General features: G+C 69.4%; 4 protein-coding genes. All 4 read left to right on the forward strand.

The features are described 5' to 3' along the window. Positions 1-150 precede the first annotated feature (150 nt). The 4 genes from E2E34_RS29665 to E2E34_RS29680 all read left to right on the forward strand — a co-directional run bounded on the left by E2E34_RS29665 (position 151) and on the right by E2E34_RS29680 (position 6,069). The gene (locus E2E34_RS29665) at positions 151-939 is read left to right on the forward strand and encodes an ATP-binding cassette domain-containing protein (protein ID WP_138893947.1); all 789 of its coding nucleotides are present in this window, start codon (positions 151-153) and stop codon (positions 937-939) included. Further along, entirely contained in the window at positions 936-2,225 is a 1,290-nt protein-coding gene (locus E2E34_RS29670; RefSeq protein ID WP_138904957.1) for a sugar ABC transporter permease, read from the forward strand. Before E2E34_RS29665 ends, E2E34_RS29670 begins: the two co-directional genes overlap by 4 nt. 174 nt (positions 2,226-2,399) lie before the next feature. Beyond that, complete coding sequence (dxs, locus tag E2E34_RS29675; protein ID WP_138904958.1) at positions 2,400-4,316, forward strand: 1-deoxy-D-xylulose-5-phosphate synthase; 1,917 nt, start codon at positions 2,400-2,402, stop codon at positions 4,314-4,316. Between the two features lie 274 nt (positions 4,317-4,590). Then, the gene (locus E2E34_RS29680; RefSeq protein WP_208765377.1) at positions 4,591-6,069 is read left to right on the forward strand and encodes an amino acid permease; all 1,479 of its coding nucleotides are present in this window, start codon (positions 4,591-4,593) and stop codon (positions 6,067-6,069) included. Positions 6,070-6,255 lie beyond the last annotated feature (186 nt).

Below are 6,255 nucleotides of genomic sequence, written 5' to 3' on the forward strand. Positions count from 1 at the left end.
CCCCGAAGCCTGTACGGCGCTCCGCCCCCTCTCTGCCCCCGCTATCGGGCGGAGCGCCGTACAGAAACGCTTCTTCCCCTCAGTTCGCTTCTGCTCAACCGTCGCGCCCTCCTCCCGGCGCGTCATCCCGCCGGTCAGGCGGCGAAGGAGATGGTTCACGTGTCCGCTACGCCCGTGCTGGCGTTGCGCGGGGTCTCCAAGCGGTTCGGTGCCGTTCAGGCGCTCACCGACGTAGAGCTTGAGGTCCACGCCGGTGAAGTGGTCGCCCTGGTGGGCGACAACGGCGCCGGAAAGTCCACGCTGGTCAAGACGATCGCCGGCGTGCACCCCATCGATGACGGCGTCATCGAGTGGGAAGGCAGCACCGTCCGGATCAACCGGCCGCACGATGCCCAGAACCTGGGCATCGCGACCGTTTATCAGGACCTCGCGCTGTGCGACAACATCGATGTCGTCGGCAACCTCTACCTCGGCCGGGAGATCCGCAAGCGCGGTGTCCTCAACGAGGTCGAGATGGAGCGCCGCGCGCTCGAACTGCTCACCACGCTGTCGATCCGCATCCCCAGCGTGCGCATCCCGATCGCCTCGCTCTCCGGCGGCCAGCGCCAGACCGTGGCGATCGCCCGCTCGATGCTCGGCGAGCCGAAGCTGGTCATCCTCGACGAGCCCACCGCCGCCCTCGGTGTCGAGCAGACCGCCCAGGTCCTCGACCTCGTCGAGCGGCTGCGCGAGCGTGGTCACGCCGTGATCCTCATCAGCCACAACATGGCGGACGTCAAGGCCGTCGCGGACAAGGTGGCAGTGCTCCGGCTCGGCCGGAACAACGGCGTCTTCGACGTGAAGACCACCTCGCAGGAAGAGATCATCTCCGCCATCACCGGTGCCACGGACAACGCCGTGACCCGCCGTGCGGCGCGCAACGGGGAGGCTCAGAAGTGAGCATCGACAAGTCCTCCACCCCCGGCGGCCCCGCCGTCGAGAACCCCGAGGCGGCGCACGACGCGGTCACCGTCGTCGACCCCCGGCTGCTCGTCCGCGAACGCGGCTTCGCGGGCTACGTGTCCGAGTTCAAGCGCAAGCTGCACGCCGGCGACCTGGGGTCCATCCCCGTCGTCATCGGCCTGATCCTCATCTGCGCGATCTTCCAGGGTCTGAACTCGAACTTCCTGTCCGCGCAGAACCTCAGCAACATCGCCGTCACGATGGTCGCCACCGGCATGATGGCCGTCGGCATCATCTTCGTGCTGCTGCTCGGCGAGATCGACCTGTCCGTCGGCTCGGTCAGCGGCGTGTCCGGCGCCATCGTCGCCGTGCTGAGCGTCACCCACGGCATGAACGAGTGGCTCGCGGTACTCGTCGCGATCGTCAGCGGCGCCGCCATGGGCGCCCTGCACGGCTTCTTCTTCGCCCGGGTCGGCGCGCCCGCGTTCGCCGTCACCCTGGCCGGCCTGCTGTTCTGGCTCGGCTTCATGCTCCAGCTCCTCGGCGACCAGGGCACCATCAACCTGGACGGCGACGGCGTGATCGGCCGGCTGACCACGTACTACTTCTCCGACGTGGCCGCCGCCTACGGTCTGGCCGCACTCGCCGTGGCGGGCTTCTTCCTCTCGTCCTTCCTGGACAACCGCCGCCGCGAGGCCGCCGGCATCCCGTCCCGGCCGCTCGTCGACACCGTGCTGCGCACGGTGCTGCTCGCCGTGGTCGCCTTCGCCGCCGCGATCATGTTCAACCAGTACAAGGGCCTGCCGCTGGCACTCGTCCTCTTCCTGGTCGTCCTGGTCGTGACGGACTTCGTGCTCCGCCGCACGGCGTACGGGCGCAAGATCTTCGCCCTCGGCGGCAGCGTCGAGGCGTCCCGCCGGGCCGGCATCAACGTCACCGCGATCCGGATCTCGGTCTTCGCGATCGCGGGTACGTTCGCCGCCGTCGGCGGCCTGTTCTGGGCCTCCAAGATCGCCGCCGCCAACCAGAGCGCCGGCGCCGGCGACCTGCTGATGAACGTCATCGCGGCGGCCGTCATCGGCGGCACCAGCCTCTTCGGCGGCCGCGGCCGGACCTGGAACGCGCTGCTCGGCGTCATGGTGATCGTCTCGATCCAGTACGGCCTGGCTCTCGAAGGCATCGCCACGCCGATCCAGTACATGATCACCGGTGGTGTCCTGCTGGCGACCGTGGTGATCGACTCCGTCACCCGGAAGACGCAGAAGACCGCTGGTCGCGCCTGACCGCACCCTCCCAGCCGTGCCCGGCACCGGATTCCGGTGCCGGGCACGGCTGTGCGCGCGCCCGGCCGTAACCGACGCGTGACGCAGAACGCACCGCCCGATGACCAACGCCGCGGGCGGAACATTAGACTCGACAGACCGGCAAGCAGACAGTTCAACTGCAAGGAGGCACGGGTGGCGCTGCTGACCCGCATTACGGGACCGCGCGATCTGGACGGGCTCACCCCGGAGCAGCTGGACCGGCTGGCCGCCGAGATCCGGACATTTCTCGTGGACGAGGTCTCCAAGACCGGCGGACACCTGGGGCCCAACCTCGGTGTCGTCGAGCTGACGATCGCTCTGCACCGTGTCTTCGAGTCGCCGAAGGACAAGGTCCTCTTCGACACCGGACACCAGAGCTACGTGCACAAGCTGCTCACCGGCCGCCAGGACTTCTCGAAGCTGAAGATGAAGGGCGGCCTGTCCGGCTACCCCTCGCGCGCCGAGTCCGAGCACGACGTCATCGAGAACTCGCACGCCTCGACCGTCCTCGGCTGGGCCGACGGCCTCGCCAAGGCCAACGAGGTCCTCAAGAAGGAGGACCACCACGTCGTCGCCGTCATCGGTGACGGAGCCCTCACGGGCGGCATGGCCTGGGAGGCGCTGAACAACATCGCCGTCGCCAAGGACCGCCCGCTCGTCATCGTCGTCAACGACAACGAGCGTTCGTACGCGCCCACCATCGGCGGCCTCGCGAACCACCTCGCCACCCTACGCACCACCGACGGCTACGAGCGCTTCCTCGCCCGCGGCAAGGACATCCTGGAGCGCACCCCCGTCGTCGGGAGGCCGCTCTACGAGACCCTGCACGGCGCGAAGAAGGGCCTCAAGGACTTCATCGCCCCGCAGGGCATGTTCGAGGACCTCGGCCTGAAGTACGTCGGCCCGATCGACGGCCACGACATCGAGGCCCTGGAGTCCGCGCTCCAGCGCGCCAAGCGCTTCGGCGGCCCCGTCATCGTCCACTGCCTCACCGAGAAGGGCCGGGGCTACCAGCCGGCCCTCGCCGACGAGGCGGACCGCTTCCACGCCGTCGGCAAGATCCACCCCGACACCGGCCTGCCGATCGCCTCCTCGGGCGTCGACTGGACCTCGGTGTTCGGCGAGGAGATGGTCAAGCTCGGCAAGGAGCGCGAGGACATCGTCGCGATCACCGCCGCCATGCTCCAGCCGGTCGGCCTCGACAAGTTCGCGAAGACGTTCCCCGACCGCGTCTACGACGTCGGGATCGCCGAGCAGCACGGCGCGGTCTCCGCGGCGGGCCTGGCGACCGGCGGCCTGCACCCCGTGTTCGCCGTGTACGCGACCTTCCTCAACCGGGCCTTCGACCAGGTCCTGATGGACGTCGCCCTGCACAACTGCGGCGTCACCTTCGTACTGGACCGCGCGGGCGTCACCGGCACCGACGGCGCCTCGCACAACGGCATGTGGGACATGTCGATCCTCCAGTGCGTCCCGAACCTGCGGATCGCCGCCCCGCGCGACGCCGACCAGGTCCGCGCCCAGCTGCGCGAGGCCGTCGAGGTCGACGACGCGCCCACCGTCGTCCGCTTCTCCAAGGGCGCGGTCGGCCCCGCGGTCAAGGCCGTGGGCAAGGTCGGCGGCATGGACGTCCTGCGCAGGCCGGCCGAGGGCACGGCGGACGTGCTGCTCGTCTCCGTCGGCGCGCTCGCGCCGATGTGCCTGGAGATCGCCGACCTCCTCGACAAGCAGGGCATCACCACGACCGTCGTCGACCCGCGCTGGGTCAAGCCGGTCGACGAGGCGCTCGCGCCGCTCGCCGAGCAGCACCGCGTCGTCGTCACCGTCGAGGACAACAGCCGCGCCGGCGGCGTCGGCTCCGCCGTCGCCCAGGCGCTGCGGGACGCCGGCGTCGACGTACCGCTGCGCGACTTCGGCATCCCGCCGCGCTTCCTCGACCACGCCTCCCGCAAGGAGGTCATGGCCGAGATCGGTCTGACGGCGCCGGACATCGCCCGTCAGGTGACGGGCCTGGTCGCCAGGCTGGACGGCCGTCTGGAGGAAGCGCCGGCCGAGGCCGCGCGCGACTGACGGCCCGCCACACCAGGCGAAAAGGGCCCGCCCGGAGCACACGCTCCGGGCGGGCCCTTTGGTTTCGATCCCCCGAAAGGGTCAACTCGCAGGGCCGGTACGCATACCGGTCCGTGCCTCCCATCGGGTGAAACCGGGCGGCGGTCCTCGTGGGAACTGACCGGTTCACTCACGATCATGACTGAAACTCGCTCACTTCAAGGTTGGGCGACAGCCGACAGTCGGAGGTACGCCGGTGAGTACGCAGCACGACCAAGGACCAGCCAAAGAGGGCATGTTCCGGACGAAGACCGTCGAACAGTCGATCCGTGACACCGAGGAGCCGGAGCACGAGCTCAAGAAGTCCCTCTCCGCGCTCGACCTGACCGTCTTCGGCGTCGGTGTCATCATCGGCACCGGCATCTTCGTCCTCACGGGCAAGGTCGCCAAGGAGACGGCAGGCCCCGCGACCGCGCTCGCCTTCGTCGCCGCCGGCGTCGTGTGCGCGCTCGCCGCGCTCTGCTACGCCGAGTTCGCCTCCACCGTCCCGGTGGCCGGTTCGGCGTACACCTTCTCGTACGCCTCGCTCGGCGAGGTGGTCGCCTGGACCATCGGCTGGGACCTGGTCCTCGAGTTCGCGCTGGGCACGGCGGTGGTGGCGGTCGGCTGGTCGGGCTACGTCCGCTCGCTCATGGACAACATCGGGTGGAACATGCCCGAAGCGCTGTCCGGGCCGGAGGCATCGAACGGATTCGGGTTCGACCTGCTGGCGTTCATCCTGGTCCTGCTGCTGACGGCCATCCTGGTGGTCGGGGTGAAGCTGTCCGCGCGCGTCACCGCGCTCGTGGTCGCGATCAAGGTGACCGTGGTCCTGATCGTCATCATCGCGGGCTCCTTCTTCATCAAGGCCGACAACTACTCGCCCTTCATCCCGGACGCCGTGACCCCGCCCGCCGGATCCGGCTGGGACGCGCCCCTGGTACAGCTGATGTTCGGTTACGAGCCCACGAACTTCGGCGTCATGGGCATCTTCACCGCCGCCTCGGTCGTCTTCTTCGCCTTCATCGGCTTCGACGTCGTCGCCACCGCCGCCGAGGAGACCAAGCTCCCGCAGCGGGACATGCCGCGCGGCATCCTCGGCTCGCTCCTGATCTGCACCGTGCTGTACGTCGCCGTGTCGCTCGTGGTCACCGGTATGCAGCACTACAGCGAGCTCTCGGTGAGCGCCCCGCTCGCCGACGCCTTCAAGGCCACCGGGCACCCCTTCTACGCCGGCACCATCAGTTTCGGCGCCGCCGTCGGTCTCACCACGGTGTGCATGATCCTGCTGCTCGGGCAGACCCGGGTGTTCTTCGCGATGAGCCGCGACGGACTGCTGCCGCGCTTCTTCTCGGTCACCCACCCGAAGTTCCGCACCCCGTACCGCCCGACCATCCTGCTCGGCGTGCTGATCGCGATCATCGCCGGCTTCACCAGCCTCGAAGAGCTCGCGACGCTGGTGAACATCGGCACGCTCTTCGCGTTCGTCGTCGTCGCCCTCGGCGTGATCGTCCTGCGCCGGACCCGGCCCGACCTGCACCGCGCCTTCCGCACCCCGTGGGTGCCGGTGGTCCCGATCCTCTCGGTGGCCGCCTCCCTGTGGCTGATGCTCAATCTGCCGGCCGAGACCTGGCTGCGGTTCGGCATCTGGATGGCCCTGGGCTACGTCGTCTACTTCGCGTACAGCCGTGGCCACAGCCGCCTCGGCCGGACGGGCGAAGACGCCAAGTACTAGGCGTCATCAGGCCACTTCCGGCCGGCGGCGTTCCTCCGGCACGGCCCCCGGCTCCGTATGTCCCGTTTCGGTGCGGACTGCGGAGCCGGATAGCTTGGCACGCATGCTCACGCGGCCGCCGATGCCCCCCTCGCCCGTGTCCGCGCCGGTGCTGCCCCGCCCGAGGCGGCCCGCCGGCGCCCGGCC

The organism is Streptomyces albidochromogenes, from assembly GCF_005981925.1.
GTDB lineage: Bacteria > Actinomycetota > Actinomycetes > Streptomycetales > Streptomycetaceae > Streptomyces > Streptomyces albidochromogenes.

What these genes read in the sequence shown, in the direction of transcription:
- E2E34_RS29665 (WP_138893947.1), top strand. Translation starts at nt 151, where the DNA reads ATGGTTCACGTGTCCGCTACGCCCGTGCTGGCGTTGCGCGGGGTCTCC.
- E2E34_RS29680 (WP_208765377.1), top strand. Translation starts at nt 4,591, where the DNA reads ATGTTCCGGACGAAGACCGTCGAACAGTCGATCCGTGACACCGAGGAG.